Raw genomic sequence first — 22,998 nt, forward strand, 5'->3', positions numbered from 1 at the left:
GCTAACCTCCGATAATTTCTTTTAAGGTTTTTGCGAGGGTATGTAGGTCTTCAACAGTATTTTGTGGCGACAAACTGATACGAACGGATTCCTTCAAGCGTTCTGAATTTGCCCCGTACATGGCTTCAAGAACATGGCTGGATTGTACAATGCCCGCAGTACAGGCTGAACCAGTAGAGATAGAAATTCCAGCCAAATCTAGACGGAGGAGTAAGAGGTCATTTTTCTGGCCAGAAAATCCAATATTGAGAACATAAGGGAGATGATGTTCTCCTCTATTCAAGTAATATTGAACTCCCTCTAACTCTGCCAGAAAGGCAGTTTCTAGATTTTGTACATGTTGAAAATTGTCTTCTTGTTTTTCTAGGTCTTCTTTTAGGGCTGCAACCATGCCTATGATGGCAGCAAGATTTTCAGTTCCAGCACGTTTTTTCTGTTCTTGGTCTCCACCATGGAGATAGGAATCAAAGTCCATGCTAGATGCGTAGAGGAAGCCGATTCCCTTAGGACCATGGAATTTATGGGCTGAAGCAGTGAGAAAATCAATGCCCAATTCTTCTGGGTGAATAGGGATTTTGCCGATTGCTTGAACTGCATCAACATGATAAGCAGCAGGGTGTTGCTTGAGTATTTGTCCAATTTCAGCAATGGGAAGTAGGTTTCCTGTCTCATTATTGGCAAACATGGTAGAAACCAAGATTGTATCTTTACGTAAGGCCTCTTGAATTTGCTGGGCCGTGATTTCTTGATTTTTTGGCTGGATAATGGTTACTTCAAAACCAAAGTGTTGAACCAAGTAATCAATTGTTTCAAGGACAGCATGGTGCTCAATGGCAGTTGTGATGATATGTTTTCCTTGTTCTTGGTGACGAAGGCAGTAGCCAATGATAGCAGTATTGTTGCCTTCAGTCCCACCAGAAGTGAAAAAGATATGTTGAGGTTTTGTCTCTAGTAATTGAGCTAGTTCCTGACGGGCTTCACGCAAAAGTTTGCCAGCTTGACGACCATGACCATGGATACTAGATGGATTGCCATGGGTTTCTTGCATAACCTTGGTCATAGCTGAAATAGCAACTGCTGACATAGGAGTCGTTGCAGCATTGTCCAAATAAATCAAAGAATCACCTTATTTCTTTTTGTTGTAGGCAAAGAGTGGGCTGACTGGTTTTCTTTCGTGGATACGGACGATAGCATCACCAATTAACTCACTTGCAGTGATGTAGCATACGTTTTTAGGAGTTTTTTCTTTTGTTGCTACTGAATCAGTCACAAGAATTTCTTTAATATTAGTATTATCAAGAAGTTCAGCAGCACCTTCGACGAAGAGACCGTGGCTAGAAACAGCATAGATTTCTGTAGCCCCTTCACGTTCAACGATTTTAGCAGCTTCAGAGAAGGTACGTCCTGTATTCAGAATATCGTCAATTAAGATAGCTTTTTTACCTTCCACATCACCGATAATATAACCTTCGTTGCGAGTTGCATCGTCTTGGGGGTAGTCGATAATGGCGATAGGAGCATCAAGATATTCAGCCAAGCTACGAGCGCGTTTCACACCTGAATTTTTAGGGCTAACCACGACAACATCTGAACCGAGTAGGCCCTTATCGCAATAATGTTTTGCAAATAGGGGAACTGTGAAAAGGTTATCGACAGGGATGTCAAAGAAGCCTTGAACCTGAACGGCATGCAAATCAAGCGTAAGGATACGATCGACACCAGCCTTAACTAGCATATTGGCAACTAGTTTGGCTGTAAGCGGCTCACGAGGTGAAGCGATGCGGTCTTGACGTGCATAGCCAAAATATGGAAGAACAACGTTGATGCTGTGGGCACTTGCACGCACACAAGCGTCGACCATGATCAATAACTCCATTAGGTGGTTGTTAACTGGGAAACTTGTTGATTGGATGATGTAAACATCATAACCACGGACACTTTCTTCGATATTTACTTGGATTTCTCCGTCTGAAAATTGACGTGATGATAGTTTTCCAAGTGGGACACCAACAGCTTGAGCAATTTTCTGTGCAATTTCTTGATTAGAGTTGAGTGCGAAAAGTTTCATGTTTTTTCTATCTGACATTATAGACCGTCCTCTGTAAACTTTTTAAATCCTAGTCATATCTGCCTAGCCTATATGAACAGGGATTTTTGTATTTTATCTTTTCTATTTTACCAAAAAATAGAGATTATTTCAGCTATTTTTCATGCTTTTGACAAATCGGACCAATTTTGAGGGAGCTTTTTGATAAGCAATCTGATTTTCCTCTAAAAATTGCTGGAAATCTTGTTTCCCTTGCTCGTGATTCTCAACTTCAAGCTCTAATTCGTAATCTGTAATATCAAAGTACTGACTTTCATCCAGCGCCATGAGACCAATAGCTGTTTGCATTTCATAGCGAAGTGTCGTTAGACAACCAAGAATCTGCCATTTACTAGTTTTAATACCATGTTTCGCCAATTCATCCAGTACTAGCCCTTGAGGAAGTTTTTTCTTGCTCAGATAGTTTTCAGCATCTTTTAGTTGCAATTTTTGATTGTATTCCATGTTTCCGACACTTTGTGGGACTTTGAGTGTCAATTCTGCCCAATCTTCAAAAGTGCGAATGCGCAAAGCAACTTTCTTTTCTCGCAGTTCAAAATCAGGCGTGTCTATGTAGTAATTTTTTTGAAGAACAGGAGTGACACCTGTGAACTGGTCTTTTAGACGATTATATTCATCTTTTTTCAAGAGTGTTTTCAATTCAATTTCTAAATGTTTCAATTTTCTTACCTTTTCTTTGTCTATGAAAGCGGATTATATGATATAATAGCTTTGTATTTATTGTATATGAATCTGGAGAAAAAATCAAAGATATTTTTGAAGGATAATATGAGAACAAGGGAGAATATATGACCATAGAATGGGAAGAATTTCTAGATCCTTACATTCAAGCTGTTGGTGAGTTAAAGATTAAACTACGTGGTATTCGTAAGCAATATCGTAAGCAAAATAAGCATTCTCCGATTGAGTTTGTGACTGGTAGAGTCAAGCCAATTGAAAGCATCAAGGAAAAAATGGCTCGGCGTGGTATTACTTATGCGACCTTAGAGCACGATTTGCAAGATATTGCTGGTTTGCGTGTGATGGTTCAGTTTGTAGATGACGTCAAAGAAGTAGTGGAAATTTTGCGCAAACGTCAGGACATGCGAATCATACAGGAGCGAGATTACATTACTCATCGAAAGGCTTCAGGCTACCGTTCCTATCATGTGGTAGTAGAATATATGGTTGACACCATCAATGGAGCTAAGACCATTTTGGCGGAAATTCAGATTCGTACTTTGGCCATGAATTTCTGGGCAACGATAGAACATTCTCTCAACTACAAGTACCAAGGGGATTTCCCAGAGGAAATTAAAAAGAGACTGGAAATTACTGCCAAGATTGCCCATCAGTTGGATGAAGAAATGGGTAAAATTCGTGATGATATCCAAGAAGCCCAGGCTCTTTTTGATCCTTTGAGTAGAAAATTAAATGACGGTGTAGGAAACAGTGACGATACAGATGAAGAATACAGGTAAACGAATTGACCTGATAGCCAATAGAAAACCGCAGAGTCAAAGGGTTTTGTATGAATTGCGAGATCGTTTGAAGAGAAATCAGTTTATACTCAATGATACCAATCCAGATATCGTTATTTCCATCGGTGGTGATGGTATGCTCTTGTCGGCCTTTCATAAGTACGAAAACCAGCTTGACAAGGTCCGCTTCATTGGTGTTCACACTGGACATTTGGGCTTCTATACGGACTACCGTGATTTTGAGTTGGACAAGCTAGTGACTAATTTGCAGCTAGATACCGGAGCAAGAGTCTCTTACCCTGTTCTGAATGTGAAGGTTTTTCTCGAAAATGGTGAAGTGAAGATTTTTAGAGCACTAAATGAAGCCAGTATCCGAAGGTCTGATCGAACCATGGTGGCGGATGTTGTGATTAATGGTGTCCACTTTGAACGTTTTCGTGGAGATGGGCTAACAGTTTCAACACCGACTGGTAGTACAGCCTATAACAAGTCGCTTGGTGGAGCTGTTTTACACCCAACCATTGAAGCTTTGCAATTAACGGAAATTGCCAGCCTTAACAATCGTGTCTATCGAACCCTGGGTTCTTCCATTATTGTTCCAAAGAAGGATAAGATTGAACTTATTCCAACAAGAAACGATTACCATACCATTTCGGTTGACAATAGCGTTTATTCATTCCGTAATATTGAGCGTATTGAGTATCAAATAGACCATCATAAGATTCACTTTGTCGCATCACCGAGCCATACCAGTTTCTGGAACCGAGTTAAGGATGCTTTTATCGGCGAGGTGGACGAATGAGGTTTGAATTTATCGCAGATGAGCATGTCAAGGTTAAGACCTTCTTAAAAAAGCACGAGATTTCTAAGGGGCTGCTAGCTAAGATTAAGTTTCGAGGCGGAGCTATTCTGGTCAATGATCAACCACAAAATGCGACGTATCTATTGGATATTGGAGACCGAGTTATCATAGATATTCCCGCTGAGGAAGGTTTTGAAACTCTCGAAGCTATCGAGCGCCCACTGGATATTCTCTATGAGGATGACCATTTTCTAGTCTTAAATAAACCCTATGGAGTGGCTTCTATTCCTAGTGTTAATCACTCCAATACTATCGCTAATTTTATCAAGGGTTACTACGTCAAGCAAGACTATGAGAATCAGCAGGTTCACATTGTAACTAGACTTGATAGAGATACTTCTGGCTTGATGCTCTTTGCCAAGCACGGCTATGCCCATGCACGATTAGACAAGCAGTTGCAGAAGAAGTCCATTGAAAAACGCTACTTTGCTTTGGTTAAAGGCGATGGACACTTGGAGTCAGAGGGGGAAATTATTGTCCCGATTGCACGTGATGAAGACTCTATTATCACTAGAAGAGTAGCTAAAGGTGGGAAGTACGCCCATACTTCTTACAAGATTGTAGCTTCTTATGGGAATATTCATTTGGTAGACATTCGCCTGCACACTGGGCGAACCCACCAAATCCGAGTCCATTTTTCTCATATTGGTTTTCCTTTGTTGGGAGATGACTTGTATGGTGGTAGTCTAGACGATGGAATTCAGCGCCAGGCCCTACATTGCCATTATCTATCCTTTTATCATCCATTTTTAGAGCAAGACTTGCAGTTAGAAAGTCCCTTGCCGGATGATTTCAGCAACCTTATTACCCAGTTATCAACTAATACTCTATAAAAACTGATTCAGAGTATAATTATTATCTTAAAGGAGAAAACTCATGGAAGTTTTTGAAAGTCTCAAAGCCAACTTGGTTGGTAAAAATGCTCGTATCGTTCTCCCTGAAGGGGAAGAGCCTCGTATTCTTCAAGCGACTAAACGCCTGGTAAAAGAAACAGAAGTGATTCCTGTTTTGCTTGGAAATCCTGAAAAAATTAAAATCTATCTTGAAATCGAAGGTATTGAGGACGGTTATGAAGTCATCGACCCTCAACACTACGATAAATTTGAAGAAATGGTTGCTGCCTTGGTAGAACGTCGCAAGGGCAAAATGTCTGAAGAAGATGCACGCAAGGTTTTGGTTGAAGATGTCAACTATTTTGGTGTTATGTTGGTTTACTTGGGCTTGGTTGATGGAATGGTGTCAGGAGCGATTCACTCAACAGCTTCAACAGTTCGCCCAGCCCTTCAAATCATCAAAACTCGTCCAAATGTAACTCGTACTTCAGGTGCCTTCCTCATGGTTCGTGGTACGGAACGTTACCTATTTGGAGACTGTGCTATCAATATCAATCCTGATGCAGAAGCTTTGGCTGAAATTGCCATCAACTCAGCAATTACAGCTAAGATGTTTGGCATCGAACCTAAAATTGCTATGCTAAGCTATTCTACTAAAGGTTCAGGATTTGGAGAAAGCGTTGATAAGGTTGTTGAAGCAACTAAAATTGCCCACGACTTGCGCCCTGACCTTGAAATCGATGGTGAGTTGCAATTTGATGCGGCCTTTGTTCCAGAAACTGCTGCTCTGAAAGCTCCGGGAAGTACAGTAGCTGGTCAAGCAAATGTTTTCATCTTCCCAGGTATCGAGGCAGGAAATATCGGCTACAAGATGGCAGAACGTCTTGGCGGTTTTGCGGCTGTTGGACCTGTTTTGCAAGGTTTGAACAAGCCAGTTAACGACCTTTCTCGTGGATGTAATGCAGATGATGTTTACAAGTTGACCCTCATCACAGCAGCTCAAGCAGTTCATCAATAAGATTTAGTCCTCTTTCCCTTGGGAAGAGGCTTTTTATACTCAATGAAAATCAAAGAGCAAACTAGGAAACTAACCGCAGGCTGTACTTGAGTACGGCAAGGCGACGTTGACGTGGTTTGAATTTGATTTTCGAAGAGTATTAATACTAGGAAAAGGACAGTTAGAATCTTCTGTGTTATACTAGAGATATGTTAGATTTGAAAGAATACGGTATCGTCATGTGGCCGGAGGAGAAGATCATTTCTTTCCGTGAGAAACTTCTCGCTTGGTATGATGAAAACAAAAGAGATTTACCTTGGAGGAGAAGTAAAAATCCTTATCATATCTGGGTCTCTGAAATTATGCTTCAGCAGACCAGAGTGGATACAGTTATCCCTTACTACGAACGATTCTTGGACTGGTTTCCAACAGTGGAAAGTTTGGCGAATGCGCCTGAAGAAGGTTTGTTGAAGGCTTGGGAAGGTTTGGGCTATTATTCTCGAGTTCGTAATATGCAGGCTGCAGCCCAGCAGATTATGGCTGACTTTGGTGGTCAATTTCCAAACACCTATGAAGGAATTTCCAGCTTGAAAGGGATTGGTCCTTACACAGCAGGAGCCATTTCCAGTATTGCTTTTAATTTGCCTGAGCCAGCTGTAGATGGTAATGTCATGCGTGTTTTGGCGCGTCTATTTGAAGTCAACCACGATATTGGCATTCCAAGCAATCGAAAAATTTTTCAGGCAATGATGGAAATCTTAATTGACCCAGAAAGGCCTGGTGACTTTAATCAAGCCTTGATGGACTTGGGATCAGATATTGAGGCGCCTGTAAATCCCAGACCAGAAGAAAGCCCAGTTAGGGACTTTAGTGCGGCATATCAGAATGGCACAATGGACCGTTATCCAATCAAGGCTCCCAAGAAAAAGCCAGTTCCCATTTATCTCAAAGCCTTAGTTGTGAAAAATACTCAGGGACAATTTTTACTTGAAAAAAATGAAAGTGAAAAGCTATTGGCAGGTTTTTGGCATTTCCCATTGATAGAAGTTGATAACTTTTCGCAAGAAGAGCAGTTTGACCTCTTTCATCAGGTTGCAGAAGAAAATGTGAACTTTGGTCCCAGTCCAGAAGAGAGTTTCCAGCAGGACTATGACCTAGATGTTGATTGGTTTGATATTTGTTTTGAGACTGTCAAGCATGTCTTTAGTCATCGCAAGTGGCATGTTCAAATTGTAGCAGGTCAGGTGACTGACTTCCATGAGTTTTCAGATAGGGAAGTTCGCTGGCTTTCACCAAAAGAGTTTAAGAATTACCCACTTGCTAAACCCCAACAAAAAATCTGGCAGGCCTATGCAAAAGGCCAAGTTAGACAGTAGCAAAGACTAGCTATTGTGTTTTCTTGTTATTTTTTTGATATAATAGTAGAGAAAAAGGTGAACAAATGAAAAAAATATTAATTGTAGATGATGAAAAACCAATCTCGGATATTATCAAGTTTAATATGACTAAGGAAGGTTACGAGGTTGTAACTGCTTTTAACGGTCGTGAAGCGCTAGAACAATTTGAAGCAGAGCAACCAGATATTATTATTCTGGATTTGATGCTTCCCGAAATTGATGGTTTAGAAGTTGCAAAGACTATTCGTAAGACTAGTAGTGTACCTATTATCATGCTGTCAGCTAAAGACAGTGAGTTTGATAAGGTTATCGGTTTAGAGCTTGGGGCGGATGACTATGTGACAAAACCCTTCTCAAATCGTGAGTTGCAGGCGCGTGTTAAAGCTCTTCTTCGTCGTACGGACTTGGTTTCTGTAGATAATCAAGAGTCAGATGAAAAGAAAACCCAACCTTTGCAAATTGGGGACTTGGAGATTGTACCAGATGCCTATGTGGCTAAAAAATATGGTGAAGAACTAGACTTGACCCACCGTGAATTTGAACTTTTGTACCACTTGGCTTCTCATATTGGTCAAGTGATTACCCGTGAACACTTGCTTGAAACGGTCTGGGGGTATGATTATTTCGGAGATGTTCGGACTGTTGACGTAACTATCAGACGTTTGCGTGAGAAGATTGAAGATACACCTAGTCGTCCAGAGTATATCCTAACACGTCGTGGTGTTGGTTATTATATGAGAAATAATGATTGAATTGATTAGAAAAAATATTCTTACTAGTGATTTTATCTTCATTTTAATTTTATTGGGTTTTATCTTGATTGTTACCTTGCTTTTGCTAGAAAATCGGCGAGATAATATTCGGTTGAAGCAAATTAATCAAAAAGTTAAAGACTTGATTGCAGGAGATTATTCTCAGGTATTGGATATGCAGGGAAGCTCTGAAATTACCAATATTACCAATAATCTCAATGATTTATCAGAAGTAATCCGTTTGACCCAAGAAAATCTTGAACAAGAGAGTAAACGATTACACAGTATCCTCTCTTACATGACGGATGGAGTCCTCGCGACCAATCGTCGTGGTAAGATTACTATGATTAATGACATGGCTAAGAAACAGCTAGGTGTTCAGAAGGAAGAGGTTCTCAATAAAAGTATTCTAGAATTGCTTCAGATTGAAGATGAGTATGAACTTCGTGATTTGATTACCCAAGTTCCTGAGCTTATGATTGATTCTCAGGATGACAATGGTGAATATCTGAGCCTTCGTGTACGTTTTGCCTTGGTTCGTCGTGAGTCTGGCTTTATTTCTGGTTTGGTTGCTGTTTTACACGATACGACGGAGCAGGAGAAGGAGGAGCGCGAACGGAGACTCTTTGTTTCCAACGTTAGTCATGAGTTACGGACGCCTCTGACTAGTGTAAAATCCTATCTTGAAGCCTTGGATGAGGGGGCCTTGTCAGAACCTGTCGCTCCAGACTTTATCAAGGTGTCTCTAGACGAAACCAACCGTATGATGCGGATGGTAACAGATCTTCTCCATCTTTCACGGATTGATAATGCGACCAGTCACATAGATGTGGAACTGATTAACTTTACTGCCTTTATTACCTTTATCCTTAACCGCTTTGATAAGATGAGGGGATCAGATGAAGAGAAGAAATATGAATTGGTTAGAGATTATCCGATTACCTCTGTCTGGATTGAAATTGATACAGACAAGATGACGCAGGTGATTGATAATATTCTCAACAATGCCATTAAATATTCTCCAGATGGTGGAAAAATCACAGTGACCATGAAGACAACTGATGATCAGATGATTTTGTCTATCTCAGACCAAGGATTGGGTATTCCTAAGCAGGATTTGCCACGTATCTTTGACCGTTTCTACCGTGTGGATCGTGCTAGAAGTCGTGCCCAAGGTGGAACTGGGCTAGGTCTAGCTATTGCTAAAGAAATTATCAAACAGCATAATGGTTTTATTTGGGCCAAGAGTATATATGGTAAGGGATCAACCTTTACCATTGTGCTCCCTTATGATAAAGATGCAGTGAAGGAAGAAGTATGGGAGGACGAAATAGAAGACCAGAATGAGTGAAACAGGCTTTAAATACAGTATTTTAGCGTCGGGTTCCAGTGGAAATTCCTTTTATCTGGAAACGCCAAAAAAGAAACTTTTAGTGGATGCAGGCTTATCTGGTAAGAAAATCACCAGCCTACTTGCTGAAATAAATCGCAAGCCAGAAGACTTGGATGCCATCTTGATTACCCATGAGCATTCTGACCATATCCATGGAGTCGGTGTGTTGGCTCGCAAGTATGGTATGGATTTGTATGCCAATGAAAAGACCTGGCAGGCTATGGAAAATAGCAAGTATCTCGGCAAGGTGGATTCTTCGCAAAAGCATATCTTTGAAATGGGCAAAACCAAAACATTTGGAGATATCGACATTGAGAGTTTTGGTGTTAGCCATGATGCAGTCGCACCGCAGTTCTATCGCTTTATGAAGGATGATAAGAGTTTTGTCCTTTTGACAGATACAGGTTATGTTAGTGATCGAATGGCAGGAATTGTCGAAAATGCAGATGGCTATCTTATCGAGTCCAATCATGATGTAGAGATTTTGCGAGCAGGTTCCTATGCTTGGCGACTCAAACAACGAATCCTATCGGATATGGGTCACCTTTCTAACGAGGATGGTGCTGAAGCAATGATTCGGACGCTAGGAAATCGTACTAAGAAAATCTACCTTGGGCATTTATCTAAGGAGAACAATATCAAGGAACTGGCTCATATGACCATGGTCAATCAGCTGGCGCAAGCTGATCTGGGAGTCGGAGTAGACTTTAAGGTTTATGATACCTCACCAGATACCGCAACACCATTAACGGATATATAGAAAGAACGCTAAGAAGGTGTTCTTTTTATATTGACTGAACACCTAAAAAGTAATACAATGGTGTTACTATTAAAAAAGGGAGTGCAAAAGATGACTACTATTACATTAAAAGTTTCTGAAGCTGACAAAACATTTATGAAAGCAATGGCTAAGTTTGAAGGAGTTTCCCTGTCGGAACTTATCCGCACCAAAACTCTTGAAGCTCTAGAAGATGAATACGATGCTCGTGTGGCAGATTTAGCCTATCAAGAGTATTTAGAAGACTTGGAAAAAGGAGTTGAACCCATTACTTGGGAAGAAATGATGCATGATTTAGGCTTGGAGGATGAATAATTTGTATAAATTAGTTCCAACAAGACGTTTCATCAAGCAATTGAAAAAATTGGATCGTTATACGCAGAAGATAATTACAAACTATTTACAAACCAATGTTTTGGAAGACCCAAGACGACACGGAAAGGCTTTGGTTGGTAATCGCGTTGGTCAATGGCGCTATAGAATTGGTAATTATCGAGTTATCGTACAAATTGTAGATGATGAATTAGTCATTGCTACTTTAGAAGTTGGTCATCGGAGAGATATTTATTGAATTAAAGTTGAGTAATAACAGTATAGAAAGTGAGGAGAGTAAAATTTGAAGAAAAAATGGTTTTTTGCAGATTATTATGATACAACAATTATTTTACTTGCTTTAATCTCTGTTATTCTGGTATTACTTGGATTTGCTGAGATGATTGATTTAGACAGTCCTCCATACAGTATTATTGACTTACTACTTTGGTTTGTGTTTGTGGTAGATTATGTTTGGCGGTTCTTTTCAAGTGAAGCAAAATGGAGGTTTATACTTGAAAATATCTTTGACTTGTTAGCTATCCTTCCTTTAAATGCTATTTTTACAGTATTTCGATTAGGGCGTATTTTCCGCTTAGCAAGGCTGACAAAATTACTGAAACTGACTCGTTTACTTAGAATAATTGGACTTACAGGTAAATTAGAAAGAAAAATTAGTAGATTCTTACGGACAAATGGCCTGATTTATATCTTGTATGTTAATATCTTTATTGTTCTAGTAGGAAGTTCAATTTTATCTGTAGTTGAAGAAAAATCTTTCTCAGATAGTCTTTGGTGGGCTCTTGTGACAGTAACCACTGTTGGTTATGGTGATATTGTTCCAGTTTCCCTTTTTGGGAAATGGCTAGCTGTTTTATTAATGTTGGTAGGGATTAGTACAATAGGAATGTTAACAAGTGCCTTGACGAACTTTTTTGTAAAAGATAATCCAGGTGAACAGATAAAACTTGATAAACTACAAGACGAATTATCGAGCCAAAGAATATTAATAGAGAAACAATCTGAGAAAATCGAAGAACTACAGCGAATGATACAAGATTTGATTGAAAAAAGGTAATTTTGACCATTTAAAAACCACTCGATGAGTGGCTTTTTTACAATCCTGCAAATTCTTTGATTTCTTGTGCTGACATTGAAGAGTCGCAACGGACATTGATTTGTCCATCTGCAATGTGAACGAAGCCTGGTACAGTTGGGATTCCGTAGCGTGAGCGGAATGCTTGTAACTCATTGAGTTGGCTTGCTTCTTCACTGTTGATGAAGTAGATGTGAGCTTTAGTTTCAGCTACGACACCTGCCAATGTACCTGCAAATTTACGGCAGTAAGGGCAAGTTTTGCGACCGATAAAGAAGGTTGCAGTTTCTTTTTTATCAAGAGCTTCTTGCGCACGCGCAACTGTAGTGACTTCAAGGTCTTTGATATTATCTAAAAATTGTTCCATGAGATTACCTCGCTTTCATTGATAAGTCTAGTATGCCATAAAGTTTCTAAAATTGCTTAGATTTGATACGAAAAAAAGATGAGATTAGTTAGTCTCATCTTTTATAGGACCTTATTTTACAAAAGCATTAATTTCTGCTTCAATGTTAGCAATCTTAGCTTGTGATTCTTCGTTTGTTTCACCTACAACTGCAATGTAGAACTTGATTTTTGGTTCTGTACCTGAAGGGCGAACGGCAATCCATGAACCGTCAGCAAGTGTGTATTTCAACACATCACTTGGAGGAGTTGTTAAGTTTGTAACGGTACCGTCAGCAGCAGTAGCAGTTTGTGCCTTGAAGTCTTCTACGACAGTGATAGCTGTTGTGTTCCATTCTTTTGGAGCATTGTTACGGAATTTAGCCATAATCGCTTTGATTTGTTCAGCACCATCGACGCCAGAAAGGGTAACAGAGATAGTCTTTTCAGCGTAGTAGCCGTACTCTTTGTAGATTTCTTCGATACCGTCTGCAAGTGTCAAACCACGTGAACGGTAGTAGGCAGCAAGTTCAGCAACGACAAGGACGGCTTGGATTGCATCTTTATCACGTACAAATGGTTTAATCAAGTAACCGAAGCTTTCTTCAAATCCCATCATGTAAGTGTGATTGTGTTTTTCTTCGAATTCTTGGATTTTTTCAGCGATGAATTTGAAACCAGTCAAGACGTTGAACATAGTTGCGCCGTAGCTTTCAGCAATCTTCGTTACCAAGTCAGTTGATACGATAGATTTACAGAGTGCTGCATTTTCAGGCAGAGTTCCAGCATTTTTGTGGGCTTCCAAGATGTATTTAGCCATGATAGCACCGATTTGGTTACCTGAAAGGTTGAGGTAGCTACCATCTTTTTGAAGAACTTCAACACCAACACGGTCAGCATCAGGGTCAGTTGCGACAAGAACATCTGCACCAACTTGACGACCAAGTTCTTCAGCAAGGGCAAAGGCTGCTTGGCTTTCTGGGTTTGGAGATTTTACAGTTGAGAAGTCTGGGTCAGCAGTTGCTTGAGCTTCTACGACTTGAACAGAGTCAAATCCTGCTTGGGCAAGAGCACGACGAGCCAACATTTCCCCAGTACCATGAAGTGGTGTGTAGACAATCTTCATGTCCTTACCGAATTCTTCAATCAAGGCTGGGTTGATGTTCACATCTTTGACTTCTTTGAGGTATTCTACATCGACAGCTTCGCCGATAACTTCAATCAAGCCAGAAGCTTTTTCAGCTTCCACATCAGCAACTTCAACTGCAAATGGATTTTCGATTGCACGGATATAAGTAGTCAAAGCGTCTGCGTCGTGTGGAGGCATTTGTCCACCGTCTTCACCGTAAACCTTGTATCCGTTAAATGGTGCAGGGTTGTGGCTGGCTGTGACCATGATACCTGCGAAACAGTTGAGGTGACGAACTGCAAATGAGAGTTCTGGAGTTGGACGAAGGCTTTCAAATACATAAGATTTGATACCGTGTTTAGCAAGAACTGCCGCAGATTCAAAGGCAAACTCTGGTGAGAAGTGACGGCTATCGTAGGCGATTGCTACACCACGTTCTTTTTCATTTCCACCTTTTGACTCAATCAAACGAGCCAAACCTTCAGTAGCTTGGCGAACAACGTAGATGTTGATGCGGTTTGTACCAGCACCAATCAAGCCACGCATACCTGCAGTACCAAATTCAAGATTTGTATAGAAGGCATCTTCCTTAGTTTTTTCGTCCATATTTTCCAAATCTTGACGAAGATAGTCAGGAAGCTCCGCAAAATCAACCCATTTCTGGTAATTTTCTTGGTAAGACATTGAAATTCTCCTTTTTGTAAATTGTTTTAACCGTTCACATTATAGCACTTTTTAGCGTTTTAGTAAAACGGTAGCATAATTTTCAGAAAAGTGGTGTCATATGCCGGTTTATCAAGTCTTGAATGCCTTAGGGAAACATGCTATACTGTTTGTATGATTATTTTACAAGCTAATAAAATTGAACGTTCTTTTGCAGGAGAGGTTCTTTTTGATAATATTAATCTGCAGGTTGATGAACGTGATAGGATAGCCCTTGTTGGGAAAAATGGTGCAGGTAAGTCTACTCTTTTGAAGATTTTGGTTGGAGAAGAGGAGCCAACTAGTGGAGAAATCAATAAGAAAAAAGATATTTCTCTGTCTTACCTAGCCCAAGATAGCCGTTTTGAGTCTGAAAATACCATCTACGATGAGATGCTTCATGTCTTTGATGACTTGCGTCAGACTGAGAAACAATTGCGTCAGATGGAGTTGGAGATGGGTGAAAAGTCTGGTGAGGACTTGAATAAGCTGATGTCAGATTACGACCGCTTATCTGAAAATTTTCGTCAGGCAGGTGGCTTTACCTATGAAGCTGATATACGAGCGATTTTAAATGGATTCAAGTTTGACGAATCTATGTGGCAGATGAAAATTGCTGAGCTTTCTGGTGGTCAAAATACTCGTCTGGCACTGGCTAAAATGCTCCTTGAAAAGCCAAATCTCTTGGTATTGGACGAGCCAACCAACCACTTGGATATTGAAACCATCGCCTGGCTAGAGAATTACTTGGTAAATTATAGCGGTGCCCTTATTATTGTCAGCCATGACCGTTATTTCTTGGATAAGGTTGCGACAATTACGTTGGATTTGACCAAGCATTCTTTGGATCGCTATGTGGGTAATTACTCTCGTTTTGTCGAGTTGAAAGAACAAAAACTAGCTACTGAGGCAAAAAACTATGAAAAGCAACAGAAGGAAATCGCGGCTCTAGAAGACTTTGTCAATCGCAATTTAGTCCGTGCTTCGACGACCAAACGTGCCCAATCTCGTCGTAAACAACTGGAAAAAATGGAGCGTTTAGACAAGCCTGAAGCTGGCAAGAAATCAGCCAATATGACCTTCCAGTCTGAAAAAACGTCGGGTAATGTTGTATTGACTGTTGAAAATGTGGCTATTGGCTATGATGGGGAAATATTGTCAGAGCCTATCAACCTAGACCTCCGTAAAATGAATGCTGTTGCCATCGTTGGTCCAAATGGAATCGGTAAGTCAACCTTTATCAAGTCTATTGTGGACCAGATTCCTTTTATCAAAGGTGAAAAGCGCTTTGGTGCCAATGTTGAGGTGGGTTACTATGACCAAACCCAAAGTAAGCTGACACCAAGTAATACTGTATTAGATGAGCTCTGGAATGATTTTAAACTGACACCAGAAGTTGAAATCCGTAACCGTCTAGGTGCCTTCCTTTTCTCTGGTGATGATGTTAAAAAATCAGTCGGCATGCTGTCAGGTGGCGAGAAAGCTCGTTTGCTTTTGGCTAAATTGTCTATGGAAAACAATAACTTCTTGATTCTGGATGAGCCAACCAACCACTTGGATATTGATAGCAAGGAAGTGCTAGAAAATGCCTTGATTGACTTTGATGGAACTCTTCTATTCGTTAGCCACGACCGTTACTTTATCAATCGTGTGGCAACTCATGTACTGGAATTGTCAGAGAATGGCTCGACTCTTTACCTGGGAGATTACGACTACTATGTTGAGAAGAAATCAGAAGTAGAAATGATTCAGGCTGAGGAAGCTTCAACTAGCAATCAAGCAAAAGAATCAAGTTCAGTTAATGACTATCAAGCTCAGAAAGAAAGTCAAAAAGAAGTTCGCAAACTCATGCGACAAATCGAAAGTCTAGAAGCTGAAATTGAAGAGTTAGAAAGTCAAAGCCAAGATATTTCTGAACAAATGTTGGAAACAAACGATGCCGACAAACTGATGGAATTACAGGCTGAGCTGGACAAAATCAGCCACCGTCAGGAAGAAGCTATGCTTGAATGGGAAGAATTATCAGAGCAGGTGTAAAGATGGAACATCTTGGAAAAGTATTTCGTGAATTTCGGACAAGTGGAAATTATTCTTTAAAGGAGGCGGCAGGCGAGTCTTGTTCAACTTCTCAGTTATCTCGCTTTGAGCTTGGGGAGTCTGACCTAGCAGTCTCACGTTTCTTTGAGATTTTGGATAACATTCATGTAACAATCGAAAATTTCATGGACAAGGCTAGGGATTTCCATAATCATGAACATGTTTCTATGATGGCACAAATTATCCCGCTTTACTACTCAAATGATATTGCAGGTTTTCAAAAGCTGCAAAAGGAACAACTTGAAAAGGCTAAGAGTTCGACAAATCCCCTTTATTTTGATCTGAACTGGATTTTGCTGCAAGGTCTGATTTGTCAAAGAGATGCGACTTATGATATGAAGCAGGATGATTTGGATAAGGTAGCAGATTATCTCTTCAAAACAGAAGAATGGACCATGTATGAGTTGATTCTTTTCGGGAACCTCTATAGTTTTTACGATGTGGACTATGTCACTCGGATTGGTAGAGAAGTGATGGAGAGGGAGGAATTTTACCTAGAGATTGGTCGCCATAAGAGATTAGTGTTGATTTTGGCCCTCAATTGTTACCAGCATTGTTTAGAGCATCTTTCTTTTGACAATGCAAGCTATTTTGAGACTTATACAGAGAAGATTATTGGTAAAGGGATCAAACTGTATGAGCGTAATATTTTCCATTATCTAAAAGGCTTTTCCTTGTACCAAAAAGGACAGTGTAAAGAAGGGTGTAAGCAGATGCAAGAAGCCATGCATATTTTTGACCTACTAGGTCTTCCAGAGCAAGTAGCCTACTATCAGGAACACTACGAGAAATTTGTCAAAGATTAATTTTCCCAAATATGGGAAAAATGAGAAACTCCTCCAAGTTTTGATACAATAGTTTCAAAATTTGAGAGGAGTTTTTATGAATCGATACGCAGTACAGTTGATTAGTCGCGGAGCTGTTAACAAGATAGGGAATATGCTCTATGATTATGGAAATAGTGTCTGGTTGGCTTCCATGGGAACTATCGGACAGACAGTTTTAGGAATGTATCAGATTTCTGAGCTCGTCACATCTATTCTCGTCAACCCCTTTGGCGGAGTCATTTCAGACCGTTTTTCTCGTCGTAAGATTTTAATGACGACGGACCTTGTTTGTGGTATTCTTTGTCTAGCTATTTCTTTTATAAGGAATGACAACTGGATGATTGGGGCTTTGATTGTTGCTAATATTGTGCAGGCTATTGCTTTTGCCTTTTCTAGACCTGCAAATAAGGCCGTTATCACAGAATTGGTAGAGAAGGATGAGCTGGTCCTCTACAATTCTCGTTTGGAGTTGGTCTTGCAAGTTGTCAGTGTGAGTTCTCCTGCACTCTCTTTTCTGGTCTTACAATTCGCAAGTCTTCGCATTACCTTGGTATTAGATGCCCTTAGTTTTTTTCTCGCTTTTGGTTTGGTAGCCTTGCTTCCAAAGAAAGAAGAGAAGACTTTGGGTGAAAAGAAACTCACATTCAGAGTTATTTTTTCTGATATCAAGGAGGGGGTTCACTATATTGTGAAGCAAAAGGAAATCTTCTTTTTATTAGTCATGGCTTCAAGTGTCAATTTTTTCTTCGCAGCCTTTAATTATCTCCTTCCCTTTTCAAATCAGCTATATGGAGTACAAGGTTCCTATGCCACTATTTTGACAATGGGTGCTATCGGATCTATTGTTGGGGCTTTGTTAGCTAGTAAGATTAAAGCTAGTATGGAAAAGCTTTTGTTGTTATTAGCTCTGACTGGACTTGGAGTGATGATAATGGGATTCGACTTCCCCACCTATCTTGCTTTTTCAGGGAATTTCATTTGTGAACTATTTATGACGATTTTCAATATTCACTTTTTTACTCAAGTACAAACCAAGGTTGATGGTGAATATCTGGGCAGAGTCCTTAGTTCGATTTATACCTTAGCTATACTATTTATGCCAATTGCAACAGGTTTAATGACCTTGCTTCCAAGTGTTCATCTTTATTCTTTCTTGATTATAGGACTTGGAGTTGTCGCCTTATCCTTCTTAGCTCTAGGCTATGTACGAACTCATTTTGAAAAAGAGACATAAGTTTGCTTGGACTTCAAAAATAATTCCAATCTAAGTGTTTTTTCCGCCCTTCTCGTTTGTGAGAAGGGCTTAATTTATGGTAAAATAGTTTTATGAATAAAAGAATGAATGAGTTGGTCGCCTTGCTCAATCGCTATGCGACTGAGTACTATACCAGCGATAATCCCTCGGTTTCAGACAGTGAGTATGATCGCCTTTACCGAGAGTTGGTTGAGTTAGAAACTGCCTATCCAGATCAAGTGCTAGCAGACAGTCCTACCCATCGTGTTGGTGGCAAGGTTTTAGATGGTTTTGAAAAATACAGTCATCAGTATCCTCTTTATAGTTTGCAGGATGCTTTTTCACGTGAGGAGCTTGAAGCTTTTGACGCGCGTGTTCGTAAGGAAGTGGCTCATCCGACCTATATTTGTGAGCTGAAAATCGATGGCTTGTCTATCTCGCTTACTTATGAAAAGGGGATTTTGGTTGCTGGGGCAACACGTGGTGATGGTTCTGTTGGGGAGAATATAACAGAAAATCTTAAGCGTGTTAAGGACATTCCTTTGACCTTGCCAGAAGAACTTGATATCACGGTTCGTGGGGAATGTTATATGCCACGCGCTTCTTTTGACCAGGTTAACCAAGCTCGCCAAGAAAATGGAGAGTCTGAATTTGCCAATCCTCGTAATGCGGCAGCAGGCACTCTGCGACAGTTGGATACAGCAGTAGTTGCCAAGCGCAATCTTGCGACTTTCCTCTATCAAGAAGCCAGCCCTTCAACTCGTGATAGTCAAGAAAAGGTTTTGAAGCACCTAGAACAGCTTGGTTTTGTGGTCAATCCTAAGCGAATCTTGGCTGAAAATATAGATGAAATCTGGAATTTTATCCAAGAAGTAGGAGAGGAACGGGAGAATCTGCCTTATGATATCGATGGGGTGGTGATCAAGGTCAATGATTTAGCAAGCCAAGAAGAACTCGGTTTTACCGTCAAGGCTCCAAAGTGGGCAGTAGCCTACAAGTTTCCTGCTGAGGAAAAAGAAGCTAAACTCTTATCAGTTGATTGGACAGTAGGTCGTACTGGAGTTGTCACGCCAACTGCAAATCTGACACCTGTTCAGCTTGCTGGTACGACTGTTAGCCGTGCGACCCTGCACAATGTGGATTATATTGCTGAAAAAGATATCCGCAAAGACGATACGGTTATCGTTTATAAGGCTGGGGACATCATCCCTGCTGTTTTGCGTGTGGTAGAGTCTAAACGTCTTTCTGAAGAAAAACTAGATATTCCATCACATTGCCCAAGTTGTGACAGTCACTTGCTTCATTTTGAAGATGAGGTGGCTCTCCGTTGTATCAATCCACGTTGCCCTGCCCAAATTATGGAAGGTTTGATTCACTTTGCTTCTCGAGATACTATGAATATTACAGGACTTGGTCCATCTATTGTTGAGAAGCTTTTCGCTGCTAATTTAGTCAAGGATGTGGCGGATATTTACCGTTTGAAAGAAGAAGATTTCCTCCTTTTAGAGGGGGTTAAGGAAAAGTCTGCTGCTAAACTGTATCAGGCCATCCAAGCATCTAAGGAAAATTCTGCTGAAAAGCTCTTGTTTGGTTTGGGCATTCGTCATGTCGGAAGCAAGGCCAGTCAGCTGTTACTTCAACATTTCCACTCGATTGAAAATCTGGCTCAGGCAGATCCAGAGGAAGTGGCTAGTATTGAAAGTCTGGGTAGTGTGATTGCCAAGAGTCTTCAGACATATTTTGCGACAGAAGGCTCTGAAATTCTCCTCAAAGAATTGAAAGAAGCTGGGGTCAATCTGGACTATAAAGGACAGACGGTAGTGGCAGATGCGGCCTTGTCAGGTTTGACCGTTGTATTGACTGGAAAATTGGAACGGCTCAAGCGCTCAGAAGCTAAAAATAAACTCGAAAGTTTGGGTGCTAAAGTGACTGGCAGTGTTTCTAAAAAGACCGACCTCGTCGTGGCAGGTGCAGATGCTGGAAGTAAACTTCAAAAAGCACAAGAACTTGGTATTGAAGTTCGAGATGAAGCTTGGCTCGAAAGTTTGTAAAGAATAGTAGAAGGCTAGATGTTAGATAGTCTGAAACTGTCTATCCTGAAGTGTTTTGACATGAATTGAGTCTATCTTGAGTCAGAAATTAAATTGCTGAATCTATCAGCACCACATAAAAAATTAAATTAAAATTAGAAATTAGGAAAAGAAATGTTAAATTACCCTGTAGTCATCCATTTTCATCGAAAAAACGGGGATTATGCAGCCTGTTCATTTAGTAGAAAACAGGCGGACAATGTTGAAAAATTGTATTATGAAAATAACTTTTTTGGAGCAAAGTTCTCCTTCACAGTTACAAGTCAAGAAAAGTTAGAAAACCTGAAGTTTTCTGTCGAGATTGATGGGACAGTTAAGGAATATTCCGTGCGTTATAACTACTATCCGCTTCTGACAGAAGTTTGGATTTTAGAGGGCGACGAGACTGTTTATTATTCTGAAAACCCAGCCATTGCTAGTCCTTACTACAAAGATCAAAATCCATTTGCTTTTGATAGAGCAATACATAGCGCTAGTTTTGATCACCACTGGGGCTACCAAGGAGAACTAGGTTACAGTCTTTCAGATTATCAGACTAGCTTTAAACTTTGGGCTCCTACGGCTACTGCTGTACAGGTGGTTGTCTACGAAAATACCAGCAACGACGCTCCGATTTGGAAAACCTTTAATCTAGAGCGTGGTAATAGCTATTCATACAGTCATAAGTACAATACCATTGGTGTTTGGAGTCTAGACTTAGATGAAAATCTTGCTGGCAAGGCTTATCAGTATCAGATTGACTTTCCTCACCACCAGACTGTGACGAGAGATCCTTACACGATTGCCACAAGTCCTGACGGCAAACGTTCCGTAATTCTTTCTCATCAAGACAGACAAGTAGAAGGATTTGTGGTCAAACATGGAACAGAAGCGCCTTGGCGTTTGGAAAATCCATGTAAAGCAGTTATCTGTGAAATGCATATCCGAGATTTAACCAAATCTCCGACCTCTGGAGTTGCAGAGCATCTCCGTGGAACCTTCCTTGGTGCTGCCCAGACTGGAACTGTAAACCAATTCGGACAAGCAACCGCCTTTGACTATATCAAAGAACTTGGCTGCAACTATGTTCAACTCCAGCCTATCTTTGATCGCCATAAGGAATACGATGAGGATGGAAATGTAACCTATAACTGGGGTTATGACCCTCAAAACTACAATGCACCAGAACCAAGTTTTTCTAGTAATCCAGATGATCCAGGGCAGGTCATTCGTGATTTGAAGACCATGGTTCAAGCCTATCACGATGCGGGGATTGGTGTCATTATGGACGTGGTTTATAATCACACCTTTTCAACGGTTGATGCACCTTTCCAAACAACTGTCCCTGATTACTACTATCGTATGAATCCAGACGGTACCTTCCAGAATGGAACAGGTGTTGGAAATGAAACAGCCAGTGAACACGAAATGTTCCGCAAGTACATGATTGATTCTCTTCTATACTGGGTACAGGAATACAATATTGACGGCTTCCGTTTTGACTTGATGGGTATTCATGATGTCAAAACCATGCAAGCGATTCGTTGGGCGCTAGATGAGGTTGATCCCCGTATTATCACTTATGGAGAAGGCTGGGATATGGGAACAGGTCTTGCAACTTATGATAAGGCCAAGAAGGATAATGCCTACCAAATGCCAAATATCGGATTCTTCAATGATAATCAGCGTGATGCGGTCAAAGGAGGAGAAGTTTATGGTGCAATCAAGTCAGGATTTGTAAGTGGTGCAGCCACTGAACCAATCATTGCCAAGGCCATTCTTGGTAGCCGAGAATTGGGTTCTTATCTCAGTCCAAACCAGGTTCTCAACTATGTTGAAGCCCATGACAATTACAATCTTCATGATTTGTTGGCGACTCTTCATCCTGATCAAAGTTCAGACCAGATTATGCGCAAGGTTGAGACGGCGACAGTAATGAACCTTCTCATGCAAGGAATGTCCTTTATGGAAATTGGCCAAGAATTTGGTCGAACCAAATTAATTCCGACGGGTGAACATGGACAACTCACTTCGGCAGACCGAGAACGTGCTATGAATAGTTACAACGCTCCTGACAGTGTTAACCAAATAAACTGGGATTTAATCAATGAAAGACAAGAAAGCATTGACTTTGTCCGTCAAATTATTCGACTGAAAACACAGACTAGCGCCTTTTCTTATCCTACATACGAAGAAGTTTACCGTCATGTCTTTGTTCACACAGCTGCAGAAAATAGCGGATGGATTGTTTACGAGATTCACGGGGGGCCAGAACATCTATTGGTAGTATTCAATGCCAAGGGAACTTCCTTATACTTTGAAAATGCAGGAAATCTAGAAATGCTTGTGACCAATAGTCGTTCGAAACAAGAAAATGTCATTGATGATACTAGTGTCGCAGTGCTAAAAGTACTCTCTTAAATGCATAAACTAAAAAGGGTTAGATTGTCTAATCCTTTTTATCATTTATAAGTTTTCAATGAAGATTAGAATCAAGTTTCAAATAGTTTGAAAAACCAAGCTTGTGAAAATAATCTCAAAAAAATTACAAAAAGGGTTGTAATTTTCT

21 protein-coding genes are annotated in these 22,998 nt (G+C 40.4%); 16 read left to right on the forward strand and 5 right to left on the reverse strand.

The window, feature by feature from the left end; all coding sequences use genetic code 11:
- Position 1 precedes the first annotated feature (1 nt).
- The 3 genes from MK480_RS01565 to MK480_RS01575 all read right to left on the reverse strand — a co-directional run bounded on the left by MK480_RS01565 (position 2) and on the right by MK480_RS01575 (position 2,767).
- Positions 2-1,117 carry a cysteine desulfurase family protein gene (locus MK480_RS01565; RefSeq protein WP_268707102.1) on the reverse strand — a complete coding sequence of 372 codons (1,116 nt, stop codon included), beginning with the start codon at positions 1,115-1,117 and terminating at the stop codon, positions 2-4.
- Between the two features lie 9 nt (positions 1,118-1,126).
- Complete coding sequence (locus MK480_RS01570; RefSeq protein WP_001283818.1) at positions 1,127-2,086, reverse strand: ribose-phosphate diphosphokinase; 960 nt, start codon at positions 2,084-2,086, stop codon at positions 1,127-1,129.
- Positions 2,087-2,197: 111 nt separating this feature from the next.
- On the reverse strand, positions 2,198-2,767 hold the full coding sequence (locus tag MK480_RS01575; protein ID WP_049546595.1) for a CYTH domain-containing protein: 570 nt from the start codon (positions 2,765-2,767) through the stop codon (positions 2,198-2,200).
- Between the two features lie 128 nt (positions 2,768-2,895).
- Between MK480_RS01575 and yjbM the strand changes: the two genes are divergently transcribed.
- From yjbM to MK480_RS01630, 11 genes are all read left to right on the forward strand, one after another.
- Positions 2,896-3,567: a GTP diphosphokinase gene (yjbM, locus tag MK480_RS01580; RefSeq protein ID WP_000151559.1), complete on the forward strand. Its 672-nt coding sequence runs from the start codon at positions 2,896-2,898 to the stop codon at positions 3,565-3,567.
- Positions 3,551-4,369 (forward strand): NAD kinase, encoded by an 819-nt coding sequence (locus MK480_RS01585; protein WP_000799056.1) that lies wholly within the window; start codon positions 3,551-3,553, stop codon positions 4,367-4,369. Before yjbM ends, MK480_RS01585 begins: the two co-directional genes overlap by 17 nt.
- Complete coding sequence (locus MK480_RS01590) at positions 4,366-5,262, forward strand: RluA family pseudouridine synthase (protein WP_049501784.1); 897 nt, start codon at positions 4,366-4,368, stop codon at positions 5,260-5,262. The genes MK480_RS01585 and MK480_RS01590 overlap by 4 nt, the downstream gene beginning before the upstream one ends.
- A gap of 43 nt (positions 5,263-5,305) precedes the next feature.
- Positions 5,306-6,280: a phosphate acetyltransferase gene (gene pta, locus MK480_RS01595; RefSeq protein ID WP_000451571.1), complete on the forward strand. Its 975-nt coding sequence runs from the start codon at positions 5,306-5,308 to the stop codon at positions 6,278-6,280.
- Between the two features lie 188 nt (positions 6,281-6,468).
- Entirely contained in the window at positions 6,469-7,635 is a 1,167-nt protein-coding gene (mutY, locus tag MK480_RS01600) for an A/G-specific adenine glycosylase (RefSeq protein ID WP_049501783.1), read from the forward strand.
- Between the two features lie 65 nt (positions 7,636-7,700).
- Positions 7,701-8,408, forward strand: a complete 708-nt coding sequence (gene yycF / locus MK480_RS01605) for a response regulator YycF (RefSeq protein WP_000722072.1) — start codon at positions 7,701-7,703, stop codon at positions 8,406-8,408.
- A complete protein-coding gene (gene vicK, locus MK480_RS01610; protein ID WP_078238422.1) occupies positions 8,401-9,759 on the forward strand; it encodes a cell wall metabolism sensor histidine kinase VicK in 1,359 nt (452 codons plus the stop codon). Before yycF ends, vicK begins: the two co-directional genes overlap by 8 nt.
- Entirely contained in the window at positions 9,752-10,561 is an 810-nt protein-coding gene (locus tag MK480_RS01615; protein ID WP_078238423.1) for an MBL fold metallo-hydrolase, read from the forward strand. The genes vicK and MK480_RS01615 overlap by 8 nt, the downstream gene beginning before the upstream one ends.
- 90 nt (positions 10,562-10,651) lie before the next feature.
- Positions 10,652-10,894, forward strand: coding sequence for a type II toxin-antitoxin system RelB family antitoxin (gene relB / locus MK480_RS01620; protein WP_000208079.1), 243 nt, complete (start codon positions 10,652-10,654; stop codon positions 10,892-10,894).
- Position 10,895: 1 nt separating this feature from the next.
- Positions 10,896-11,150 (forward strand): type II toxin-antitoxin system RelE family toxin, encoded by a 255-nt coding sequence (locus MK480_RS01625; RefSeq protein ID WP_004239453.1) that lies wholly within the window; start codon positions 10,896-10,898, stop codon positions 11,148-11,150.
- A gap of 45 nt (positions 11,151-11,195) precedes the next feature.
- Positions 11,196-11,969, forward strand: coding sequence for a potassium channel family protein (locus tag MK480_RS01630; protein WP_033685149.1), 774 nt, complete (start codon positions 11,196-11,198; stop codon positions 11,967-11,969).
- A gap of 37 nt (positions 11,970-12,006) precedes the next feature.
- On the opposite strand, the gene MK480_RS01635 is transcribed toward MK480_RS01630, so the two are convergent.
- Both MK480_RS01635 and MK480_RS01640 read right to left on the reverse strand, forming a co-directional pair.
- Positions 12,007-12,354 (reverse strand): DUF6568 family protein, encoded by a 348-nt coding sequence (locus MK480_RS01635; RefSeq protein ID WP_033685148.1) that lies wholly within the window; start codon positions 12,352-12,354, stop codon positions 12,007-12,009.
- 111 nt (positions 12,355-12,465) lie between these two features.
- On the reverse strand, positions 12,466-14,184 hold the full coding sequence (locus tag MK480_RS01640) for a phospho-sugar mutase (RefSeq protein WP_004254235.1): 1,719 nt from the start codon (positions 14,182-14,184) through the stop codon (positions 12,466-12,468).
- A 153-nt stretch (positions 14,185-14,337) separates the two neighbouring features.
- Here MK480_RS01640 and MK480_RS01645 point away from each other — a divergent pair, with 153 nt between their 5' ends.
- The 5 genes from MK480_RS01645 (at position 14,338) to pulA (ending at position 22,850) form a co-directional block, all read left to right on the forward strand.
- Entirely contained in the window at positions 14,338-16,239 is a 1,902-nt protein-coding gene (locus MK480_RS01645) for an ABC transporter ATP-binding protein (protein ID WP_268707103.1), read from the forward strand.
- Positions 16,240-16,241: 2 nt separating this feature from the next.
- Positions 16,242-17,105: an Rgg family transcriptional regulator gene (locus MK480_RS01650; RefSeq protein ID WP_004254240.1), complete on the forward strand. Its 864-nt coding sequence runs from the start codon at positions 16,242-16,244 to the stop codon at positions 17,103-17,105.
- A gap of 76 nt (positions 17,106-17,181) precedes the next feature.
- A complete protein-coding gene (locus MK480_RS01655) occupies positions 17,182-18,360 on the forward strand; it encodes an MFS transporter (RefSeq protein WP_261100145.1) in 1,179 nt (392 codons plus the stop codon).
- Positions 18,361-18,452: 92 nt separating this feature from the next.
- Positions 18,453-20,411: an NAD-dependent DNA ligase LigA gene (ligA, locus tag MK480_RS01660; protein WP_268707104.1), complete on the forward strand. Its 1,959-nt coding sequence runs from the start codon at positions 18,453-18,455 to the stop codon at positions 20,409-20,411.
- Positions 20,412-20,564: 153 nt separating this feature from the next.
- Positions 20,565-22,850 (forward strand): type I pullulanase, encoded by a 2,286-nt coding sequence (pulA, locus tag MK480_RS01665; protein WP_261081568.1) that lies wholly within the window; start codon positions 20,565-20,567, stop codon positions 22,848-22,850.
- Positions 22,851-22,998: the final 148 nt, after the last annotated feature.

The organism is Streptococcus mitis (genome assembly GCF_026782895.1).
GTDB lineage: Bacteria > Bacillota > Bacilli > Lactobacillales > Streptococcaceae > Streptococcus > Streptococcus mitis_CB.

Coding starts and splice junctions, on each gene's coding strand:
- MK480_RS01570 (WP_001283818.1), bottom strand. CDS start 2,086: ATGTCAGATAGAAAAAACATGAAACTTTTCGCACTCAACTCTAATCAA.
- yjbM (WP_000151559.1), top strand. CDS start 2,896: ATGACCATAGAATGGGAAGAATTTCTAGATCCTTACATTCAAGCTGTT.
- MK480_RS01585 (WP_000799056.1), top strand. CDS start 3,551: ATGAAGAATACAGGTAAACGAATTGACCTGATAGCCAATAGAAAACCG.
- MK480_RS01590 (WP_049501784.1), top strand. CDS start 4,366: ATGAGGTTTGAATTTATCGCAGATGAGCATGTCAAGGTTAAGACCTTC.
- pta (WP_000451571.1), top strand. CDS start 5,306: ATGGAAGTTTTTGAAAGTCTCAAAGCCAACTTGGTTGGTAAAAATGCT.
- mutY (WP_049501783.1), top strand. CDS start 6,469: ATGTTAGATTTGAAAGAATACGGTATCGTCATGTGGCCGGAGGAGAAG.
- yycF (WP_000722072.1), top strand. CDS start 7,701: ATGAAAAAAATATTAATTGTAGATGATGAAAAACCAATCTCGGATATT.
- vicK (WP_078238422.1), top strand. CDS start 8,401: ATGATTGAATTGATTAGAAAAAATATTCTTACTAGTGATTTTATCTTC.
- MK480_RS01615 (WP_078238423.1), top strand. CDS start 9,752: ATGAGTGAAACAGGCTTTAAATACAGTATTTTAGCGTCGGGTTCCAGT.
- relB (WP_000208079.1), top strand. CDS start 10,652: ATGACTACTATTACATTAAAAGTTTCTGAAGCTGACAAAACATTTATG.
- MK480_RS01635 (WP_033685148.1), bottom strand. CDS start 12,354: ATGGAACAATTTTTAGATAATATCAAAGACCTTGAAGTCACTACAGTT.
- MK480_RS01640 (WP_004254235.1), bottom strand. CDS start 14,184: ATGTCTTACCAAGAAAATTACCAGAAATGGGTTGATTTTGCGGAGCTT.
- MK480_RS01645 (WP_268707103.1), top strand. CDS start 14,338: ATGATTATTTTACAAGCTAATAAAATTGAACGTTCTTTTGCAGGAGAG.
- MK480_RS01650 (WP_004254240.1), top strand. CDS start 16,242: ATGGAACATCTTGGAAAAGTATTTCGTGAATTTCGGACAAGTGGAAAT.
- MK480_RS01655 (WP_261100145.1), top strand. CDS start 17,182: ATGAATCGATACGCAGTACAGTTGATTAGTCGCGGAGCTGTTAACAAG.
- ligA (WP_268707104.1), top strand. CDS start 18,453: ATGAATAAAAGAATGAATGAGTTGGTCGCCTTGCTCAATCGCTATGCG.
- pulA (WP_261081568.1), top strand. CDS start 20,565: ATGTTAAATTACCCTGTAGTCATCCATTTTCATCGAAAAAACGGGGAT.